At 38.9% G+C, this 19,801-nt stretch carries 17 protein-coding genes, 1 other RNA gene and 1 pseudogene; 11 read left to right on the plus strand and 8 right to left on the minus strand.

The features are described 5' to 3' along the window. Both pepP and N518_RS0102995 read right to left on the minus strand, forming a co-directional pair. Positions 1-1,326 (minus strand): Xaa-Pro aminopeptidase, encoded by a 1,326-nt coding sequence (gene pepP, locus N518_RS17065; RefSeq protein ID WP_026055443.1) that lies wholly within the window; start codon positions 1,324-1,326, stop codon positions 1-3. A 71-nt stretch (positions 1,327-1,397) separates the two neighbouring features. Next, positions 1,398-2,027: a UPF0149 family protein gene (locus N518_RS0102995; RefSeq protein WP_005027221.1), complete on the minus strand. Its 630-nt coding sequence runs from the start codon at positions 2,025-2,027 to the stop codon at positions 1,398-1,400. Positions 2,028-2,091: 64 nt separating this feature from the next. Between N518_RS0102995 and N518_RS0103000 the strand changes: the two genes are divergently transcribed. From N518_RS0103000 to ssrS, 3 genes are all read left to right on the plus strand, one after another. Then, entirely contained in the window at positions 2,092-2,652 is a 561-nt protein-coding gene (locus N518_RS0103000) for a hypothetical protein (RefSeq protein ID WP_005019144.1), read from the plus strand. Continuing rightward, positions 2,649-2,933 (plus strand): cell division protein ZapA, encoded by a 285-nt coding sequence (locus tag N518_RS0103005; RefSeq protein WP_005019143.1) that lies wholly within the window; start codon positions 2,649-2,651, stop codon positions 2,931-2,933. The genes N518_RS0103000 and N518_RS0103005 overlap by 4 nt, the downstream gene beginning before the upstream one ends. Positions 2,934-3,034: 101 nt before the next feature. Continuing rightward, a non-coding RNA gene (gene ssrS / locus N518_RS16655) (6S RNA) lies at positions 3,035-3,218 on the plus strand. Between the two features lie 42 nt (positions 3,219-3,260). Here ssrS and N518_RS0103015 read toward each other — a convergent pair. Continuing rightward, positions 3,261-3,731, minus strand: a complete 471-nt coding sequence (locus tag N518_RS0103015) for an Lrp/AsnC family transcriptional regulator (RefSeq protein WP_005027227.1) — start codon at positions 3,729-3,731, stop codon at positions 3,261-3,263. A 138-nt stretch (positions 3,732-3,869) separates the two neighbouring features. Here N518_RS0103015 and N518_RS0103020 point away from each other — a divergent pair, with 138 nt between their 5' ends. Further along, positions 3,870-4,502, plus strand: coding sequence for a LysE family translocator (locus N518_RS0103020; protein ID WP_005027228.1), 633 nt, complete (start codon positions 3,870-3,872; stop codon positions 4,500-4,502). 193 nt (positions 4,503-4,695) lie between these two features. Here N518_RS0103020 and N518_RS17175 read toward each other — a convergent pair whose 3' ends face one another. Continuing rightward, positions 4,696-4,806 carry a hypothetical protein gene (locus N518_RS17175; protein ID WP_016801167.1) on the minus strand — a complete coding sequence of 37 codons (111 nt, stop codon included), beginning with the start codon at positions 4,804-4,806 and terminating at the stop codon, positions 4,696-4,698. Between the two features lie 185 nt (positions 4,807-4,991). Further along, complete coding sequence (locus N518_RS0103030; RefSeq protein ID WP_005027230.1) at positions 4,992-5,753, minus strand: sulfite exporter TauE/SafE family protein; 762 nt, start codon at positions 5,751-5,753, stop codon at positions 4,992-4,994. 834 nt (positions 5,754-6,587) lie between these two features. On the opposite strand from N518_RS0103030, the gene N518_RS0103040 reads away from it, so the two are divergent. Both N518_RS0103040 and N518_RS0103045 read left to right on the plus strand, forming a co-directional pair. Next, positions 6,588-7,793 (plus strand): alkane 1-monooxygenase, encoded by a 1,206-nt coding sequence (locus N518_RS0103040; protein WP_026443962.1) that lies wholly within the window; start codon positions 6,588-6,590, stop codon positions 7,791-7,793. Positions 7,794-7,907: 114 nt separating this feature from the next. Next, positions 7,908-8,936 (plus strand): helix-turn-helix domain-containing protein, encoded by a 1,029-nt coding sequence (locus N518_RS0103045; protein ID WP_026443963.1) that lies wholly within the window; start codon positions 7,908-7,910, stop codon positions 8,934-8,936. A gap of 92 nt (positions 8,937-9,028) precedes the next feature. On the opposite strand, the pseudogene N518_RS16075 reads toward N518_RS0103045, so the two are convergent. Then, a pseudogene (locus N518_RS16075) lies at positions 9,029-10,354 on the minus strand (amidohydrolase). Positions 10,355-11,196: 842 nt separating this feature from the next. On the opposite strand from N518_RS16075, the gene N518_RS0103055 reads away from it, so the two are divergent. Together N518_RS0103055 and lon are read left to right on the plus strand one after the other, a co-directional pair. Continuing rightward, positions 11,197-11,778, plus strand: coding sequence for a 5-formyltetrahydrofolate cyclo-ligase (locus N518_RS0103055; RefSeq protein ID WP_005027251.1), 582 nt, complete (start codon positions 11,197-11,199; stop codon positions 11,776-11,778). 152 nt (positions 11,779-11,930) lie between these two features. After that, complete coding sequence (gene lon, locus N518_RS0103060; RefSeq protein ID WP_005027253.1) at positions 11,931-14,357, plus strand: endopeptidase La; 2,427 nt, start codon at positions 11,931-11,933, stop codon at positions 14,355-14,357. 259 nt (positions 14,358-14,616) lie between these two features. Here the strand turns inward: lon and N518_RS0103065 are convergent, their stop codons facing one another. Next, the gene (locus tag N518_RS0103065) at positions 14,617-15,567 is read right to left on the minus strand and encodes a M28 family peptidase (RefSeq protein WP_005027255.1); all 951 of its coding nucleotides are present in this window, start codon (positions 15,565-15,567) and stop codon (positions 14,617-14,619) included. 154 nt (positions 15,568-15,721) lie between these two features. Between N518_RS0103065 and rlmH the strand changes: the two genes are divergently transcribed. The 3 genes from rlmH (at position 15,722) to N518_RS0103080 (ending at position 18,357) form a co-directional block, all read left to right on the plus strand. Continuing rightward, complete coding sequence (rlmH, locus tag N518_RS0103070) at positions 15,722-16,201, plus strand: 23S rRNA (pseudouridine(1915)-N(3))-methyltransferase RlmH (protein WP_005019124.1); 480 nt, start codon at positions 15,722-15,724, stop codon at positions 16,199-16,201. 117 nt (positions 16,202-16,318) lie between these two features. After that, on the plus strand, positions 16,319-17,095 hold the full coding sequence (locus N518_RS0103075) for a dioxygenase (RefSeq protein ID WP_026443964.1): 777 nt from the start codon (positions 16,319-16,321) through the stop codon (positions 17,093-17,095). A 158-nt stretch (positions 17,096-17,253) separates the two neighbouring features. Beyond that, positions 17,254-18,357 (plus strand): META and DUF4377 domain-containing protein, encoded by a 1,104-nt coding sequence (locus tag N518_RS0103080; RefSeq protein WP_005027260.1) that lies wholly within the window; start codon positions 17,254-17,256, stop codon positions 18,355-18,357. A gap of 67 nt (positions 18,358-18,424) precedes the next feature. Here the strand turns inward: N518_RS0103080 and gdhA are convergent, their stop codons facing one another. Further along, positions 18,425-19,768: an NADP-specific glutamate dehydrogenase gene (gene gdhA / locus N518_RS0103085; protein WP_005019118.1), complete on the minus strand. Its 1,344-nt coding sequence runs from the start codon at positions 19,766-19,768 to the stop codon at positions 18,425-18,427. Positions 19,769-19,801 lie beyond the last annotated feature (33 nt).

Genomic DNA, 19,801 nt, shown 5'->3' on the forward strand with positions numbered 1-19,801 from the left:
TCAATGCTGGGCCTGAGCCATTAAATGTTCAATGTCTGTAACTGTTTTTACGACTTCAGCTGTTAAAATCAGTGGACCATGTTCTGTAGCCACTACATCGTCCTCAATGCGGATTCCAATACCCCGCCATTTTTTGTCTACGGCTTCATCGTCTGGAGCAATATACAATCCGGGCTCAACAGTAACCACCATACCAGCTTCATAACTGCGCCACTCCCCATCTTTCTTATAAGACCCGACATCATGCACATCCATCCCCAACCAGTGGCCGGTACCATGCATATAGAACTGGCGGTAAGCTTCAGTTTCGATCAGTTCATCTACATTACCTTTTAAAAGTCCAAGTGCTGCCAGACCTTCTGTAAGGATACGAACTGCACGCTCATGCGGTTCACGGTAAGAATTCCCGATGCGTACTGCGTCAATAGCAGCCAGCTGAGCTTTTAATACAATTTCATACAAGACTTTCTGTTCAGGGCTAAATTTACCATTTACCGGAAATGTACGGGTAATATCAGAGGCATAATGCTCATATTCACAAGCCGCATCGATCAATACCAGATCACCATCTTTAAGTGGCTGGTTATTTTCCACATAATGTAAAATACAGCCATTACCTCCACCACCGACAATGCTGTTATAGGAAGGTACGCAACCATGCTGGCCAAATACATAATTTAGCTCTGCTTCCAGAGCATACTCCATCATTCCCGGCCGTACCTGATGCATGGCACGAGTATGGGCCTGTGCACTAATTACAGATGCGGCTTGCATGATCTCAATTTCTTTGGCAGATTTGATCAGGCGCATTTCATCTAAAATACGGTCCAGCTGTAAAAGCTGTGATGGAGAACCATCGCCACGACGCTGCTGGGTATCAGCCTGCTTAATCCATTGACTGACTCGGGCATCAAATTCGGCATTGTGTCCAATACGATAGTACAGACGTGCTTTATTCAGCAACTTTTCAATAATCTCTTCATCAAGCAGATCAATCGCATAAGCTTCATCAGCTTCATAATCTTCAATTGCGCCATCAATACCAGCACGGTATCCATTCCAGATTTCCATTTCCCGGTTACGTTCACGGCAAAACAGGCTGTAGGTGTAGTCATCTGCTGTCTCAAAGGTTTCAATGACTGCCACTGCTTCTGGTTCTGCAAACCCGGTGAGATAGTAAAAGCTGCTGTCGGCACGGAATTTATAGTCAGCATCCCGGTTACGGTAGGCAACCGGACTGGTGGCAATAATGGCAATACTGTTTGGCCCCATATGTACAGCCAGACAGTCGCGACGCTGTTGAAAGTCTTCTTGAGTTAGTTTTATCATGCTGGTAATCTTTAATTGTAAAGTATGGGATATAACACGGCTGGTATTAACCAAAAACCAAGTCCGAGTTAACTCGGACGGTGCGGCGTAAACATTTCAACTACATTTTGGCTATCAGATAAGGCGGTCTTTTTAGCCTGAGCCTGAACATGTTGCAATAATGAGCTTTCTGACACTGTAATTTTTTTACGTCCAATCGAAAGGCTAACCGGTATCAGACGTACAAACTCATATAACTCCTGATAGCTTTCCTCACCTTCTTCATCATCATCTGACTCTTCAAATTCAACTGCGGCTACATCCTGTAAGTGCTCAATCAGTTCTTTTTCGTCAGATCGAATATGTCCTGATGCAAGACCAAACCCCAGCACTACACCTGCACACCAGTCTGCCAGTGCCTGTACCCGATCAGCCAGCATATGCTCATCATCAGGTAGTAAAGGTAAATAGTCGAGTTCATCTTCTGACAGCGCATGAAATACATCTTCTGCTTCCTCTGCCAGCATGGCCAGTGCTTCATCATTTAAAGCAGGTACATGAAGAGTTGCGAGAATATTCATCCACTCATCTCGAGTAGGCGCCTCTGTAACACAAACTATACCTGTGAGTAAGCCATGTAACTCACTTGGGCTCGAAATTTCTTCAATTCCATTAAATTGTTGCTGCCAGTCTGTCCAACCTGAAATATCGTCTTGCATTCGCTTTTCCAATCTTTATACTGCTTATATATTACCTTTGATTGCAATTCTGTGCGACCTCGTTATGTTAGAAGAATTACAGCGTCTACAGGCGCATATTGGTGTTTTAAAAACACGACTTCATCATCTTGAGAGTGAAAATAGTTCGCTCGTTCAAGCCAAAGAAGAGAGTGATCAGCATCATCACGCTCAAGTTGTGCAAAAAAATGGCATCATTACCCAAAAACAAGAAGAAATTGACCAGTTGACAGAGAAACTGGGCAGTGTAGAAAGTCAGTTCAAACAGCTCAATACAGATGCCACTGCTCTGGCAGATCGGTATAGCCGTCTAGAAAAAAGCTGTACTGACCTTAAAAATCGTTTTCAGGAAATTTTAAGCGAACGGAATGAACTCCGTGCGACTAAAGAGCAGTTACAGGCCCAGCAACGTCAGTCCCAGCAGGAAATACATGATCTTCAGCAGGAGCGTGAGCGGCTGCTTCAGAAAAACGAACTGGCTAAACACAAGGTAGAAGCCATTATTCAGCGTCTGGCCATTTTAGGAACCAGTCAGGATCAGCATGCGCAGGAAATCCAGCAGCTTGCCCACCCAAACACGGATATGAGTGAGGAGTCTTCGACATGAGTGAACCGGTAATGGTTGAACTGCGTCTGATTGAACAGACTTTCCGGCTGGCAACTACTGCGGACAAAAAGGAAGAACTGGAGCGTGCCGGGCAATTGTTAAATGAAAAATTTCATGAAATACGCCGTAATGCGCCACGGACTGAACATAACAAACTGGTTATTATGGTAGCGCTTTCCCTAATGCAGGAAGTACTCACTTTAAATAAATCACTTCAGGAATATGCACACTGTGAACGTTTGCTGAGTACTATTATGCAAGATGTCGAGAAAATTGTCTGACATATACATGATTACGTATAAATACTCGTCAATTGAAAATTAACTTTACACTCCTAAAAGTTTATTCAATTGCCATCAGCTTCAGATCAGTTATACTTAACTTGTCTCTGAGATGTTCGCCAGCGAGTCTATTCCCCTGAGCCGATATCATCACTTTAGGATTGCGTTCTGCATATTTAGAGTGTATGCCTGCCCTGAGCAGGAAACCCAGCAAGTATGCGTCGCGTCCACCTTGAACTTTAGGGTTCAAGGGTAACGACATGCAGCGGCATCACCGGAGACACCAGTTTTCACTAAAATAATTTAAATTTTAATAATTTATAAAAACTATCTTTGACTTCTGACTGGAAAAGACAGAAAAGGTTTTATTTCTTTTAATACAAACATACTTTGCATTTCTTTTATGCCCGGTAAACGCCTGATCACTGACATTGAAAATTCAGCGTAAGTATCCAGATCGGGAGAAACGACCTGTAATAAAAAATCTGCATCCCCACCAATACTATAACAAGCTACTACATGCTCTAAAGCAATTACTTCTTCTTCAAATTTCCTTGCCTCTTTTTCACTATGGCTATCAATAGAAACCCTTATAAAAACCATCACACCCAGACCTATTTTCTTTCGGTCAATAAGCACGCCATAACCTTTAATAACTTGTGCTTCTTCTAGCTGCTTCACTTTTCTCCAGCACGGCGATGTTGACATACCAATATATTCCGATAGTTCAGAATTGGTAATTCGTGAATCTGCCTGTAAACGCTCCAGAATTCTGGCATCTGTCTTATCGATTTGCATATGGGTATAATATTTCCAATAAATATAATAAAAATTAAATTTATACCTTAATTTTTAATTTTAATAGAATAAATAGATCATTTTTTTCTGTGATTTTATAGAAAAATAAAACCAGTTTTTTATTTGATTCTTTATAGTATGGATATTCTAACCCAGATTTTCACCTACAGTTTAACGCTAGCATTGGCAGCTTTTCTGCCTGGACCAGGCATGACGGGGTTAATGTTTAAGACACTTAGCCAAGGCTATTGGAGTGGCATATTGATGCTTCTAGGTCTAATTACAGGAGATATTATTTTTTTATCTATTTCTATTTTTTTTATTTCTTATCTTACTCAATTGAGTTCCAATTTTTCAGCCTATATTGTCATTATCTCATGCTTTTACTTATTATTTATCGCCTATAAATTCTGGATGTTCAATGAAAATCTTGTTCAAGAACAGGCTGTCCTGGATGTAAATAAAACTTTCTCAACCTATAGAGACGGTTTACTGATTACTCTTAGTAATCCTAAAACCATTTCATTTTATCTTGCCTTGGTCCCTGCTATTTTTGGGTTAAACTCGCTTCAACAGTATAGTTTATTACTCATTATTATCACGGTTATTACTCTCTCCATTATTGGCAGTCTCTATATATTTTTCTCATGGAAGATAAAGAAAATTCTTAAAAATATCAAAATACAAAGAATACTGTTGAAAAGCCTTTCTTTAATGATGAGCTTCTTAGCTGTAGTCATGCTTTATAAAGAGGTTATCCTGCTAAATTAACGAATTGATTTATAAATAACTTCTAGATCTTCAGGTTAGCTTTCTATAGACATTGTTTTAAGTCGCTATACAAAGCTAACAAAGCGCCTAGGTATATTTGTTGGCCAGATATAGGTACATGAGGAACAGATTCCAGCTAGCCGACTGATTTAAGCAGTGATTAATCATAGCGCTATCGCCTGATCCATTTCTGCTATAAAAGGTCTTCCCATATGAAATACCCTAAACTAAAGCCGATCAGTGCATAAAGCGTAATAATAAAAAATACAAAGCTTGCCTTATTTTTCTTTTTAAAAAAATTCATACTGATACCCCAGCCTTTAACCCGATTTGCACCATCTTAACGCATTTTTACAGATTAGCGCGACCATAAAAAGTCTTGTTCAGTATTTAAATTCTTTGGTCACTTTAGATGAAGCTTAATTTTTTATCTTTAACAGTAGCCACAGACTCAAACTAATCCGTTTTAATTTCAGATTATTTTTTAGGCTATTTAAAAAGCTCAAGGCCCATTCGCCCAATCAAAAATATAAGAAGAACAAGAAAAAAAATACGGATAAAACCACTACCATATCGCAATGCCAAGATAGTCCCGACCAGGGAGCCTAAGACATTGCAGACGCCTACAAAGGCACCAATTTTCCATAATACATGGCCTGCAGGAATAAAAAACAATAATGAGGCAGTAAATGTTCCCAGATTTACAAGCTTTGCAGATGCTGAAGCATTAAGGAAATCGAATGAAAAAATTCTAACAAACAGGAAAATTAAAAAACTACCACTGCCTGGACCAAAAATTCCATCATAAAAGCCAATCAATCCACCAAAAAGTATGCCCATACCAATTTCTTTTTTACCATACTGTAGCTCAGTATGAGTTTTTCCTAGATCTTTTTTAATAAAAGTATATATTGCAATCAGAATCAACAGACAAAAAACAATATATCTCATTAATTCTTTAGGAATAAGGGAAACAGACATTGCCCCTAGAAAAGCAAAGGTAAAAGCTGAAATCATAGTTGGAAATATCAGCTTCCAAACTATTTTCACTCTTTTTATATAAGTAAAAATAGATGAGAAAGTGCCCGCCAGGACAGCAATCTTGTTAGTTCCAAATACGGTAGCCAAGCTATATTGGGGTAAAGCATGTATTAGTGCCGGTAACTGAACGAGGCCACCGCCGCCCACTGCCGCATCAATTAATCCTCCACAAAAGGCAAACAAACCTAAAAGAATAAGAGTAATATCCAATGCAGCCCTCCTCAAATATTAGTTTTTAATTTTTTATGATCAGCCTTTGGCTTTAGTTATTTATAAATATCTTTCTACTTCCCTATATCAATATCGCCTTAGAAGTAAAATTTAATTAAAGTAGGGCATTAAAATATAATAAAAAATCTAAATTCTTATAATCAATATATCTGATTATATTTTTACTTGGTTTATCTCAGAAATCAAAGTATATTAAATATTGCTTTCAAACCACAGAAATCTTCATAATCATATGAATTTAAAAGAAATATTTTATACTATTTTCTCTCTATGGTTCGGGCTTTTTATTGCCTATATTTTCTGGAAAATAATTTTAAAAGATTTATTCTATAAAATAGTTCTCTATAGAAGAGGAGTAGTTACAATTGCTGAGCTCAGTTATGTACTAGATTCTGCTATTTATGTACAGTATCGCCCTCTATTTTATATGAGATTCAAATTTAAAATATCATCCGGTGTAGTAGAAAGTCCAAATATCAAAGTCATTATAAATAAAAAGGATATCCCATTTTATCATGTCGGAAATAAAGTTAAGATTAAATATGATCCTAAAAATTTAAGTAATATTAAAATAGTAGACAATATTCTATAGTTTTACTAAAACAATACTTCTATTTTTCTTAAGAAATATCTTAATTATTTTAATCACCAGATATTACCTCACAAAAACTATTATTTTTATAAAGGTAAGTCAGTAGCCACTCTTTTAGTGTCTTAAAATGAATGATAAATGTCCGCTAATGAATTTTGCTTACAACCTTTTAAAGTCATACTTGAGTTTATCAATAAATAAAATAACTCATGGAATAGATGATGAATACAATTACTCAAGTAGACAAGATCACAGAGCCCGTTAAATTCACAGATAAAAAACGTAAACTCTGGCTGTTAGGTCTGGTTGTACCCAATATTGCCAATGCTACCTTTTTGGGTTATCAGTTTGGCCCTAAAATTACTAAGAAATTATTTACTTATATGGGTCCTCTGGCATTACATATTATCATTCCAGCCATTGATAAGTATATGGGAGAAGACCCGGAAAATCCGCCTGAAGAAGCTGTAACTGATCTGGAGAATGATCCGTATTATGCACGGGTTGTTAAATTATTTATTCCTTTACAGATAATTGCCAATCTGTATGGTAATTATCTTGTCAGTCAAAAAGCAGTTTCACTGGAAGAGCGTATTCTTTTTGGCCATATTCTTGGTCTAGTCAATGGTGTAGCAATTAATACTGCACATGAGCTGAGCCATAAGTCAGGCAAGCTGGAACATTACCTTTCGCATCTTTGTCTTGCCCCTACAGGGTATAACCATTTCCGTATTGAACATCCTTATGGGCATCACCGTCGTGTAGCTACCCCTGAAGATCCGGCTTCTTCGCAGTTAGGTGAAAGTTTCTGGCAGTTCTGGCCAAGAACTGTAACTGGAAGCTTTAAGTCAGCCATAGAAATTGAAACACGACGCTTGGCCCGCAAAGGGAAAACATTTTGGTCTCTAGAGAACGAGCTGTTTCATGGATGGACAATAACTGCTGCCTATCACATGCTTATGCTAAAGCTGTTTGGAGCAGGAATTATTCCAACCCAGCTTACGCAGTCATTTTGTGGTATCACGTTGTTTGAAGTCGTTAATTACATGGAACATTATGGCTTAAAACGTGAGGATTTAGGTAGTGGCCGGTATGCCCGTACCCGGCCAGAACACAGCTGGAACAATAACAGCAGGTTCAGTAACGTACTGCTCTATCAGCTACAGCGCCATTCGGATCATCATGCCTATCCGACCCGCAGCTTTCAGTCCCTGCGCCATTACGATAATGTTCCACAGTTACCCGCGGGTTATGCCAGTATGGTTCTCCCCGCTCTAATTCCAAAATGGTGGTTTAAATTAATGGATGAACGTGTGATTAAACACTATGATGGTCATATAGATAAGATTAATTTTTATCCTAAAGCCCGAGAAAAGGTTTTAGGTAAATATGTGCATTTGTTTAAAACCAGAACTGAACGATCTTAAACTGATTAAATAATACAGAAAATAAAGTTATTGCTAGTTCTCATTATAGTTTTAGAAAATAATAGAGAGAATTACTTAAGTTTTTATCGGTATGGAGACCAGAGCTGTTTTAAAATGATTAATAAAAATGTTCCACTTATACCTGTACGTTACTATTTGAAGCTGGTCGAACTGCTCATATCCAGAAATATTCCTATACAGGTATTTCTGGAGGAACTGCATATCGATATAGAACAGTATCTGGCTCAACCGGACTCGAAAGTATCTATTTCTCAAGTAGAAAAAATAATTCAGTACTGTTTAAGGTTCCCGGTAAATACTGATCTGGCCTTTGAACTTGGCCGCTCGTTACACTTAAGTTCACATAGCTTGGTAGGTTATGCAATTTTAACCTCCAAGACAGTTGAACATGCTCTTAAGCTGGTGACCAGATACTTCAGTCTGATTATGCCAAGTTTTAAAGCATCAATTTATTTCAATAAAAATCAGCAGGCCGAATGGCTGATTGAGCCTGAACTGGACATGGATCAATCTGTGTTGAATTTTCACATTGAAGCGATTGCTATCGCCCTGCATAATAATCTTAATGACTTGATCGATTCACCTTTCTTATCCTTTTCTATTTTTTTATCTCTGCCTGAACCGCCTCATCTTAAACAAATTAACCAGTTAAAGCAGGTCAGGTTTCATTTTAATGCCCTTAACCACCCTGGTTTAAAAATTACTCTTGGTCAGGAGCTATTAGCTTATAAACTGCCATTAGCAGATGAAATGACCTTAAAAGCGGTAGAGTTTAAATGTCAGGAGCAAATGAGGGAGATTACCCAAAGTCAGGACTTCCCTGAATGGATCAAAATGATTCTCTTAAATACTTATCAAATGCCAACTCTTACCGAATGTGCAGAATTACTGCATGTTTCAACCAAAACCTTACAACGACAGTTACATAAAAAAAATGCTGATTTCAATGGAATAAAAAAACAAGTCATTATATTAAAAGCACAAGAGAGACTAAGTCATTCATCTGCCAGCATTACCCAGATTGCCTATGAACTCGGCTATTCATCTTCTTCTAATTTTTCCCGTGCCTTTAAGGCTTTAGTGGGTCTTACGCCAGAAGCTTATCGACAGCAATTTCAATAAAGAATCTCTATCATCCAAAAAAGTAGCCAAAAATAGGGATCAGTATCTCTATTTTCTGATTTCTATATGAATTTCTATCATTTTTTCGCTCTCTAGGCAGCCTGAACCTGACCGGCAATTTTTGGATAATCCATCACAAAACGTATATGTGAAACTATTCCTGTTTTTAAGGTTTTATCATCTACCATAAAGTAGGGACTATGGTTAGGGGCTGCCTTGTGCATGTCCTGATCGGTTGGGGTAGCCCTTAGAAATACAAATAAAGCTGGCATGATCTGTCCATAATACGCGAAGTCCTCACTGGCACTTTCATTTTATTCCAGCACATGAACTTTATTCTCCCCTACAACTGACTTTAAACTGGAAGCCATAAGGTGAGTTAAAGTTTTATCATTAAGTGTCACAGGAGCATAAGCAGAAATTTCTATCTTGGCCTGAACATCATTGGCTTTTGCAGTACGATCAATCATTTCAGGCAAGCTCTTTAAATATTCTGGCGAATGTCTTCACGATTGGAGCGGATAGTTCCGGTCATTGATACCTGTTCCGACGTAATATTGCCACTGGTTCCTCCCTGAATCTGACCTATACTTATAACGCCCATGCCCTTGCTAAGATCAGTACCACGCGATACCAGTGTTTGCATGTTCTGAATAATGTCTGCTGCAGCAACAATCGAGTCTCTTCCTTTCCATGGCATGGAACCATGAACCTGTTGGCCGTTTAAAGTAATCCGGACACCATCAGCACTATTTAAGACAGCTCCATCTTTATAATATAAGTGGCCACTTGGCATACCTGCCATAACATGCAATCCAAAAATCACTTCTGGCTTTGAATTACTCAATGCACCATCTGCGATCATTTTTCTTGAACCCACCTGTTCGTCCTGACTAAAATTATCAATATCTGCTCTCCCTTCTTCGGTAGGCTGGAAAACAAATACAACTGTACCTGCAACTTTTTCCCTATGTTCAGCCAAAACTTGCGCAGCACCCAATAACATAGCAGTATGAGCATCATGGCCACATGCGTGGGCAACTGGCGTTATTTTACCCTGATATAACCCTGTGGCCTGACTGGCAAAAGAAACCGGAGCTTTTTTGCATAGGTAAAACGTCCATGTCGGCACGTAGTGCAATGAACGGTCCGGGTCTTCCTCCTTTCAGTACACCTATAATACCTGTTTTTGCGAAGCCTTTTTTAACCTCAACACCATAGGTATTAAGTTCTTTTTGTACCAGTTCAGAGGTTTTAAATTTTAAATTTCCCAACTCGGGATTTGCATGAATATAGTGTCTTAACTGGATAGTATGAGGTTCAACTTTCATAGCGGCTTGGTTAATCCAGTCTACATAGGCTAAATGTTGTATACTTAATATAAGATTTATAATTATAAAACTCTTTTTTAAATACATGAAATATTCCTATTTTAATCGTTAAAATTATTCATTTTTCAATGTTTAAGATTAAAGTAAATTAATAAAAAATATCTTACAGTTTTTTATAATGAATTATATTTTATTCTTAACTACTCTTAATACCTTTTATATATAAAAATATAATCATAAGGTTCCAAGATGCATAAGATTAACCAAAAAAAAATACAAGGTATTTTTTAAAAAAAATTATTATAAATACAATTAAACTATTAATTAAAAATTTTTATAGGAAGATAAAATAGTATTTCTCACATGTATATTGCAGTATAAATCAATATATTCCAGATTAATAATAATTATTATTTTATATATTTCTCAAGACTTTATAAAAATAATACACATATTTATAATCCTTCAGAGCCATAATTATTAGCTAGTTTTACTTTTCTAATTTTTAGTTTAATATTATAATGAATATTATAACCTTTTCGATATATAATCATTTTATTTTCAACTCCAAGTTTTATAATATTTAGAATATAACATTATATTATTTATATAAGATTTACTCCAAAATAGATATACATATGACTGATAAAAATATAATGATTCAACTTTAATAATAAAATCAGACAATATATTGTTACAGTCTATCACTTTTTAATCATTGCCGTAGTGGCAGAATTTTTTAGTTGCTCTGTTATAGCTGCGAGCTGATACTAAAATAAGATTGTGATAGTATAAAGTCTGGTTAAGGGTACAGAGCCAAATTATCTTATTGGGACAATATAACATGTTAATAATAAGATAGCTGTCTGATCAGTTTATAGATCATCAGTCTTTAAATCGATTTAACTTGGAAAGTAATTGAAATTATTATGTCCACTTCTCTTCACTCTTTACGGCGATCTCTGCGTTCTCAACGCCGCCAAGTCAGTATTTTTGAGCATCGGCAATCTGAACAAAGAGTGCTGACACATCTTATAAAAATGCCAAGGTTTCAACATGCTAATAAAATCGGTATTTACCTGAATGCTTTTGGTGAAATCCATACACGTAAAATTATTGAGTACTGTTTTAAAAAAGGTAAGAAAGTTTACTTACCTATGATCTGCAACATGAATCAAAAACTAGTTTGGGTTTCTATAAGTCGTGATCAGTATCGTAATCAGTGCTTTGCCTATCATCCATTAGGCATGAAGGAGCCCATGGCAGGCCGTGGCTGTAATGTTACTGTATTAGATTTAATTTTAATGCCGTTGCTTGCTTGTGACTCTAGCGGGACACGCATTGGTATGGGCGGAGGCTATTATGATCGTACCTTGGCTCAGGCCGCACAGTATCCGTACCGGTTAGGAGTAGCACATGATTTCCAGTTTATTCCCTCAAGATTAAAGCGAGAAAAATGGGATCAACCTTTAAATGCATTAGTTACACCTACGAAAATACATTATTTTTAATCTTAACTATACGTTTAACTTGTTTAAAACTATGAACTTTTCATATCTCACCTAAAAATAAAACAATTTATCTGCATGGGCCCTTGTATTTTTTAAATTACCCATCACTATAAAAGTCATGGCAACACCGTTGTCACTCATTAGGAGTGCCCATGTCCGAATATCTTATGAATGAACAAACCTTAGAGCCTCAGGTTCCAAGTGTATTACCACTATTAGCGCTACGTGATGTGGTGGTGTATCCACACATGCAAATTGCGTTATTTGTGGGTCGTGAAAAATCGATCAATGCAGTTGATGTGGCTCGTAACAGTGACAATTTAGTATTTGTAGTTGCACAAAGAGATTCGCTTACAGAAGAAATTGATCACGACAACCTTTATCAATACGGTACTGTCGCGAAGATTGTGCAAGTTGTGAATCATGAAAATGATGAAAACTGTATTAAAGTCCTGATTGAAGGCCTGCATCGCTCTAAACTTACCCGTATTATTGACTCAGAAGAATATCTGAGCGCTGAGCATACTCTTAGTCCAATGACTGTAGAGTCTAGCGAGGAAGAGCAAGATGCCCGCCTGCAAGATTTGCGTACCTTGTTTGCCCAGTATGCTGAAGCAAAATTGCGTAATGCGCGTGAGCTGATTGCGGCGGCCAATAAAATTGAAGATCTGCTGCAACTGTTATTCTTTGTTGCGACTCGAGTTCCACTTAATATTGAAGTGAAACAGAAGTTCCTTGAACATGATGAGTTCGAAGTTCATCTGCAAGAACTGATGACTTATCTGCTTCAGCAATCTGAAGAACAACAGCTAGAACAGACCTTGCATGATTCAGTTAAACGCCAGATGGAAAAGAATCAGCGTGAATATTTCCTGAATGAAAAAATGAAAGTTATTCAGCGCGAACTCTCTGACATGAATGGTGGCGCTGAAGATGATGTGGCCGAGATTGAAAAACGTCTCGCAGAAGCTGATCTGCCAGAACATGTACGCAAAAAAGCTGAAGCTGAATTCCGTAAGCTAAAAGCGATGCAACCGGCTTCAAGTGAAGCGGCTGTGGTACGTAACTATCTGGAAGTTATTTTAGATACACCGTGGAACAAGGCTAGCAAAGTTAGTATTAACCTGAATAAAGCTCAGGAAATCCTGGATGCTGACCACTATGGCCTAGATGAAGTAAAACAGCGTATCGTTGAGTATCTTGCAGTACAGTCGCGTGTGAAAAAGCTGCGTGGACCAATCCTCTGTCTGGTTGGCCCCCCAGGTGTAGGTAAAACCTCTCTTGGTGAATCTATTGCTAAAGCTACAGGTCGTGAATTTGTGCGTATGGCTTTAGGTGGCGTGCGTGATGAAGCTGAAATACGTGGACACCGTCGTACTTATATTGGTGCGATGCCAGGTAAAATTGTGCAGTCCCTGACAAAAGTCGGCGTTAAGAATCCGCTGTTTTTGCTTGATGAAATTGACAAGATGGCACAGGATTATCGAGGTGACCCTGCTTCTGCATTACTTGAAGTGCTTGACCCGTCGCAGAACCACAAGTTCAATGACCATTACCTTGATTTGGATCTTGACCTGTCTGAAGTCATGTTTATCTGTACTGCAAACAGTATGGATATTCCGGGTCCATTACTTGACCGTATGGAAGTCATCCGTTTGCCGGGCTATACCGAAGACGAAAAAGTAAATATTGCTGATCGTTATTTGGTACCCAAAGCGATTAAAGATAACGGGTTACGTGCTAAAGAGTTAACAGTACATGAAGAAGCGATTCGTGACATCGTACGTCGTTATACTCGTGAAGCAGGTGTACGTAGTCTTGAGCGTGAAGTTTCCAAAATTGCGCGAAAAGTCGTGAAAGAAGCCGTGAGCAAGAAAGCCAAAAATCTGCATGTCGATGTTACTGCAGAAAACTTGCCAGATTATCTGGGTGTACACAAGTTTGACTTTGGCATGGCGGAAGAAGAAGCCCAAGTTGGCCGTGTAAATGGTCTGGCATGGACTTCGGTCGGTGGTGAATTACTGACTATTGAAGTTGCAGCAGTTAAAGGTAAAGGTAAATTCATTACTACCGGTTCTTTGGGTGATGTTATGAAAGAATCGATTACTGCGGCTATGACAGTAGTGCGTACCCGTGCAGATGAACTTGGAATTGAGGCATCGCGTTTTGAAGAAACGGATGTACACGTTCACTTGCCTGAAGGTGCAACACCAAAAGATGGCCCATCTGCCGGTCTTGCTTTAACTACTGCACTTGTTTCAGCATTTACTGGTATTGCAATTCGAGCAGATATTGCAATGACAGGTGAAACCAGTCTGGGTGGTCGTGCAATGCGTATTGGTGGGTTGAAAGAAAAATTGCTTGCTGCCCACCGTGGAGGTATCAAGCTGGTTTTCATTCCACAAGAGAACGTACGTGATCTTGCAGAAATTCCAGAAAATGTGAAGGAAGGGCTAGAAATCAAGGCAGTGAAAAGTATCGATGAGATATTGCCACTTGCTTTAACCTCTATGCCAAAACCTCTTCCAAAGCAACCTCTGGTAAAACCAGTTGAAGAGTCAAATACAGCCCGCCACTAAGGGTAAATAAGAAAAAGAGAGCTTCGGCTCTCTTTTTTGTGTTAAAAAATGTATATATAGTATGTGTAGCCTTTATTTTAGCTTGAAAAAGCTGAGCAGTTTCCCCATCTTATTCAGTATAGACATACGGTTCTGTGGGTTTTAATTTTTCTCACAACGTACACTAAATGGCCATCTGTATCTCCAGACGGATGGCCTATTTCGCAGTCCTTTTAGCCCCTTTTAAGGACTGCGTTTTTTTGTCTTAAATACTTTAATTTTAGAAGTTAGATTCAAGAATGGTAGAGGCTAAGCCGTTAATTACCTGAGCCATCTTTACAGTATCAAGCTTATCAATACGGTCCTCTTGTGTATGGTAAAACTTGTTGCGGTATTTTCCGGTATCTGTAATCAGAATTGCCGGAATATCAAATTGCCAATAGTTAAAATGGTCAGAAAAGTCTGCCCCTGCCAGAAATGAAGGTGTTACCATACGCTGGCAATCCAGCTGGTTTAACTTCTGCATTGATGCACAGTAAGCATTCCCGATTTCACTTGACTGTATATTACTTAAGGTTGCAATAAAATTAGCATGACTTGGATATATCCATTTCATGCCTGCCGGATACTGCTGTACATTCTTAATATCATAGTAGCCTATCATATCAAGTATGAAAGCTGCCTTAATCTGCTCTTTTTGCTGCTGTACCGATTTGGCATGAATATAACTTCCCATTTGTGCAGTTTTAAAAAATGGCTGCTCTTTTAAGGTATAAAAGACAAATTCGATATTATGCTTTAAGGAAGAGCGCTCTGCTGCCAGAATGCGTGCTATTTCAAGTACACCGGCGACTCCGGAGGCGTTGGCATCTGCTCCAGAAGTTTTTTCAAAAGCATCATAATGCGCACCGATAATTATTTTATCTGAGCGGCCAACATTGATATAGCACAAGACATTTCGATAATTTTTTCCGTATACTTCATAAGTCTGATAGTTACAGGGTATACCGAACAGACGCATCTGCTCTTTTAATCCTGCTGATATCCGATTAAGTTCCTCTACATTTTTATAATTTCGTGCAACTCCCGGCCGAATAATCTGGTTCATGTAAACTGTTAGATTAGAAGGATCTGCCTGCTTAAAAGATGTGCTTAGATCAGCTGCTGCTACACATGAAAAAAAACCACTTATAATTAAAATTAAGTATCTGTATATCAACCGATTCCACATTCGCTTATTTTTCCATTTGTTATCATGACAGGCTTGTTGTTCGTATGGGCAACCTGCCCTTCTGGTTATTTTCCAGCTTCATTATGTCTTTTTGTATCAGTACAGATAGCATTTCAACGTTATAATAATGTTATTTTGATACCAAACAGCAGTTATGAAAATCCGTATTTTAACCATAGGTCAAAAAATGCCAGCTTGGGTTTTGACTGGCTTTGAAGATTACTTCAAACGTATTCAACCGTTTGTACAAACTCAGGTCATTGAGTTACCCATGGCTAAACGCGGCAAGAATGACTCAGACGCAGATATATTAAAATATTGCCAGATTGAGGGTGAAAGTATTCTCGCTACGCTTAAACCCAGCGAAATTCTGATTGCTCTAGAAGTGGGTGGAAAAGAGCTCAGCACCGAGAAGCTGGCTGAAACAATGAAAGGCTGGATGCTTGAAGGACACGATATAGCTCTGGCAATCGGTGGACCGGATGGGCTTTCAGATCAAGTCCGTAAAACAGCAGCTTGGCACTGGTCACTCTCCAAGCTGACTTTACCTCACCCTTTAGTCCGAGTGATGTTGATCGAACAGCTTTATCGGGCAATGAGTATTAATCATAATCATCCTTATCATCGCGCTTGAATATTCTTAATCCCATAATTGCATTTTTGAAACATACCGTTGAAATAAAGCTTCTTTAATAAGCGGCTTTTTTTCTGCATCATGAAGTTTAATTTAAATTGCTCAGGTCAGGCGCTCATGAATTTACAGACTCTCCCCGGTTTATTTATTTCGCATGGTTCTCCCATGCTCGCTCTTTATCCGGAACAGGTGGGACCTGCCTTAGAACGTTTGAGCATTAACCTGCCTAAACCGGAAGCTATTATTGTAATGTCGGCTCACTGGGAAAGTCAGGCCCTGGAAGTGAGTATAGCAACGCGTCCCGAAACCTGGCATGATTTTCGTGGCTTTCCAGCCGAGCTTTATGAAATTCACTATCGTGCTCCGGGTAACCCGGAACTGGCCGAAGAAATTTTGCATCTGTTTGCTGAAGCACAGATACAGGCACATGCAAACAATATCCGCCCGCGTGACCATGGTGTCTGGATGCCTTTATTGCACATGTATCCCGAAGCAGAAATTCCGGTAATCGAGATTTCGCTGCCTATGGGCATGAGTGCTGATGAGATTTATCAAATTGGGCAGGTGCTGGCGCCTCTACGTGAACGACAAATTTTATTGATTGGTTCAGGTAACATTACTCATAATCTGGCCGAGTTAAACTGGCACGGTAATACGTCTGAAGTACCTGAATGGGCTTCGACTTTTCGCAACCATGTGGTGAGTAAACTTAGCCATAGCAGTTATGATGAAGTACTTGAATGGCAACATTTGCCTTATATTGCACGGAATCATCCCACTCTTGAGCATTTAGCTCCCCTTTTCTTTGCTATGGGTACTGGCTCAAGATTCAGTTTGGTTCATAGCAGTTTTTCTATGGGGGCTCTAGGAATGGATATTTACAGGTTTGATTAGTACAAATATTCACTATGATTAGAAAAACTTCATTTGAAACCCTCATTTGAAGTTACAAAACAATACGTTTTAAAACTAAAAACCTAACCAGTCCGGTTTTTATGAGCTGAACGATGCCTTAAGCTATGCTCTAATTTAGTTGTAACAAAAGATTTAAAATGAAATTGAAATATTTGTTTCTTGCCCTGCTTCCTTTTTCTTTAATGGCTTGCCAATCTATTCAGCCGCATCAAAAGCAGCCACATGTCTCACAACAAGCCGATACTGAGCAGCAGCTCTCTGCCTATAGCTGGACTTACCAGAATTCTCAAGCTTCTAAACCTCTAGTCATCAATTTTATAGATAATCATCAGTTATCTATACAGACTGGCTGTAACGGACAAGGCGGCAGCTGGAAAATTGAAGAAGGTAAATTGGTAACTTCTCATCTGATTTCAACCATGATGGCCTGCCAGTCAGACTTAATGAAACAGGAACAGCTCTCTAGCAGTATCTTCAATGAAGCACGTTCAAATTTTGATATTAGCTTAGCGAATGGTCAGGCCATTTTAACCATTACAGATACAAAGGGACAAAAGCACGTGTTTAAAGGTAGTAAAATGCTTGAACATAGTGCTTTAACTTCTTATAACTGGACCTATCAACCGGAAGGTTCCAAAGAACCTATCCTGTTGAATTTTTCCAATGACCGGATTGGAATTGATACCGGATGTAACCGTCAGGGTACAAGCTGGAAAATTGAAAATGGTCAGCTATTGACTGGTGACTTAGTTTCAACACAGATGGCATGTGATCCGGTATTAATGAAACAGGAGCAGTTCTCCAGTTCCCTATTTCAAAAACGCAGTATTCCTTTTGAACTCAATCTGGCGAACCCTGAACAGCCCACCCTGATCTTGAAAGATACCCAAGGTCAAAGTTATACATTTAAGGGTAACATGACCCCTGAAGCTCAATATCAGTCTCAAGGTGAAACTATTTTTCTAGAAATAGCACCTGAAACCAAGTCATGTACAGGAGTTGCACCACAAACCTGCCTGCAAGTGCGTGAAATCAAATATGATGATAAAGGTATAAAAACACAGGTCGATAAAGATTGGACACTATTTTATGATCATATTGAAGGTTTTAAGCATGAACCTAATCAGCGAGTCATCGTACGGGTAAAGCGCTATGAACGTAAAAATGTTGCTGCCGATCAATCAAAATATGCGTATGTGCATGATATGACTGTAGAACAGGAAACTATTAAAAAGCCTTAAGTTTATATCTAAATAATAAAAAACCGATGCCAATGCATCGGTTTTTTATAAGTAATTTTAGAAAAACTTAGTATACGCCCTGTGCCAGCATGGCATCAGCAACTTTTACGAAACCAGCAATGTTAGCACCATCTACATAATTGACAGTACCATCTTCCTGGGTACCATATTTTACACAGTTGCGGTGAATCTCTTTCATGATCGCATGCAGACGCTCATCCACCTCTTCAAAGCTCCAGCCTAAACGCAGTGCATTCTGAGACATCTCTAAACCTGAGGTAGCCACGCCGCCTGCATTTGATGCCTTGCCTGGTGCATAAAGAATTTTTGCTTTAACAAACTCTTCTACTGCTTCAAGGGTAGAAGGCATGTTGGCACCTTCGGCCACACACATCACTCCATTGGCTAACAGTTGACGTGCATCATCACCATCGAGTTCATTTTGTGTAGCACATGGTAGTGCGATGTCGCATTTAATTCCCCAAGGACGTTTACCTTCAAGATATTCAAATCCATGCTTGGAAGCGAATTCTGACATACGGCCACGCTTCACATTTTTAAGTTCCATGACCTCTGCAAGTAATTCATCAGTAAAGCCATCTTTTACGTAGACAGTACCGTTTGAATCAGACAGGGATACTACTTTAGCACCCAAGAACATAGCCTTGTCTGCAGCATATTGGGCAACATTACCAGAACCCGAGATTGCAACCACTTTACCCTGAAAAACCTCGTTACGGGTTTTAAGCATTTCTTCTGCAAAATATACAGTACCGTAACCGGTAGCCTCGGGACGGGCCAGACTGCCACCAAATGACAGACCTTTACCCGTGAATACAGATGAAGTGTCATTGCTGAGTTTTTTCATCATGCCGGCCATGTAGCCAACTTCGCGACCGCCTACTCCAATATCCCCCGCAGGAATATCGGTATTTGAGCCTAAATGACGATAAAGCTCGATCATTAATGCTTGGCAAAAACGCATGATTTCACCTTCTGACTTACCTTTAGGGTCAAAATCAGAACCGCCCTTACCACCACCCATTGGTAATGTGGTCAATGCATTTTTAAAAGTTTGCTCGAAACCAAGAAACTTAAGAATAGAAAGGTTTACAGAAGGATGGAAGCGCATTCCACCTTTGAATGGCCCAATTGCCGAATTATATTGTACTCGAAATGCACGGTTAACCTGAGTTTGACCTTGGTCATCTACCCAGGAAACACGAAACTGGATTGCACGTTCTGGTTCGACTAAACGCTCAAGCAGGCCATGTTCTGCATAACTTGGGTTCTTTTCAATAAAAGGCCATAAACTGGTCATCACCTCTTCTACAGCTTGTAAAAACTCTGGTTGATGTGGATCACGTGCTTTGACGTAGTCTAAGAAGTCGTTAAGGCTGTTATATTTCAACGCTTAGTCCTCTGCAGAAAGGTGATTCAAAAT

This window comes from Acinetobacter sp. UNC436CL71CviS28 (assembly GCF_000620525.1).
GTDB lineage: Bacteria > Pseudomonadota > Gammaproteobacteria > Pseudomonadales > Moraxellaceae > Acinetobacter > Acinetobacter radioresistens.